Below are 1983 nucleotides of genomic sequence, written 5' to 3' on the forward strand. Positions count from 1 at the left end.
ATTGATTTGATTAATTTTATCTTGATATTGTTGTGATAATTTATCTATTGTTTCGTTTTGTGCTTTAGAATTGGCTAGTTGTTTGTCTTCTTCTTTAAACCACCATTCTTCAACTTTACCCGCTATCCAAGCTCCAGCTACTGCACAAACTATTGTTCCAACAATAGGGACAACGGAACCCACATAACCCCCTAAGATTCTCCCTGCCATAACAATGCCAAGTCTTGTGGCTACGCGTGTAGCAATTTGTTTGGTGACTTGGCTTGTGATTATTTTTTCGCCAATCAATTTACCAATATTGCTTGTTTGCCAACTTATTACAAATTCAATCGCAGCTTCACTAGCTGCTCTACTATTATCCTTTCCCTCTGCTTTTTTAAAAAGATATGCGACCACTCCATAATTAACCCCCAAAGCAATAGTCGGAACATTTGGCAATAAAACTGAATGATTTTTAGGTTCAAGCATATCACTCATAATGCTTACAAATGCGGCATTTGCAGGTAAATAAATATTAAGAAAGGCATTGGCAGCCATTCCTAAATCATTTAAATTTTTTTCATTTTTCGGTAGATTATCATTAGATTTATATTGGCAAATATTCAAAGAAGTATAAATATTATCTTCTCTCTTCATTTCTTTTCCCTTAAATAAGATTCCATTTCTTCCATATAAGAAGTAAAGCAATCCATATTGTATTGTAAATTCTTCGTCTTTTCAAACCATACTTTGTAATTTTTATAAAGTATCACTTTCTCTTTTGAATTCATGGTTTCTAAAGTTTTTCGCAATTCGTTACAAAAATACTTTTTTATTTCTTCTTCATAAGGTTTAAAGTCTAGAGTAAATACATTATGATTTCGCTCCTCATTGAATATAATTTCTATATTTTGACGATAAAGTTTATAAAGCATCACTTTTTCTTTTGTATTCATAGTTTCTAAAGCATTTTGTGTATAGTGAGTGCAGAATTGTTTAAAATCTTTATTGTTTTTGAAAATACCAAGAGAATCATAGCCGCAAGGGAAAACAAACTCTATATTTTTGTGATTGATACCATAGACTGAAATTCTTTCAAAATATCTTATCCCAACAGCCAAAGAAAATCCAATAACAAAATGTCCATAAGGATAAAAAATTGTTCCTTTCAATCGCGTTTGAAGCAATAATCCATTTTGCGTTAAAAATGCGGATTTGAGGTTAATTGCTTTATAAATTTCATAAACAAAAAAGAGTGTAAGCGGTATCGTCAGGATTATATACAAAAATGACTCTTGCAACAAAATAGCCCAAGAAAAACAAGACAATAAAATGCCAACAATAAAATAAATAAGATATTGCAAAATAGCAACCAAACAAAACTTTTTCTCGCTTTCCCAAATAATCATATCGCGATTTCTAGATTCTATCTCTTGTTTATGTTTGCTTATCAATACTTCTTCCTTTATGTTTATGGTTTACAAATCTCTCATAACCGCATATTGTTCTTTTATGCTACTTTTAAGCATTTATCGCCATAATCATTGATTGCTTTACAGCCTGTTTAGAGGCTTGTTTTGCACCCTCCACCATACCCCCAAAAATTCCACTTAATCCACTCATTAAAGTATCTGCGGTATTGCCTTGATATTCTAAGAAGTTGTTTTTGGATTCTATAACAAGCGTAGAAGTATTATCTTGATTAATGATTTCGTGTGCTTGTATGTTAGAATCTTGATAAGCAAAAGGCTTGTTGTTTGTGCTAGATTCCATATTGATATTAATGATATTTGTTTCAGATTCTGTATTGTTTTTAGGTATTTTAGGATCTTGATTGCTTATTATCTCAAAAGGATAATCCACAATACAAGCAACCGCTACTCTTTTAGAACTATACTTAGATTCATAAGATTGCATTTGATTATAAGGACTATTAGGATTAGAATCTATCATACCTAATTTTACATCAAAACCTTTATTACTAGAGTTGGGTAGGTTTATTTT

The 1983-nt window shown here is 31.0% G+C and carries 3 protein-coding genes; all 3 read right to left on the bottom strand.

The features are described 5' to 3' along the window. A partial coding sequence (locus tag LS69_RS09885) for a hypothetical protein (RefSeq protein ID WP_138124629.1) occupies nt 1–636 on the bottom strand: 636 nt, incomplete at its 3' end. Next, nucleotides 633–1433: a hypothetical protein gene (locus LS69_RS09890; RefSeq protein WP_138124632.1), complete on the bottom strand. Its 801-nt coding sequence runs from the start codon at nt 1431–1433 to the stop codon at nt 633–635. The genes LS69_RS09890 and LS69_RS09885, both read right to left, overlap by 4 nt. Nucleotides 1434–1500: 67 nt before the next feature. Further along, on the bottom strand, nt 1501–1983 hold a 483-nt coding region (locus LS69_RS10640; RefSeq protein WP_194145496.1), incomplete at its 5' end, for a hypothetical protein.

This window comes from Helicobacter sp. MIT 05-5294, assembly GCF_000765675.1.
Lineage (GTDB): Bacteria > Campylobacterota > Campylobacteria > Campylobacterales > Helicobacteraceae > Helicobacter_D.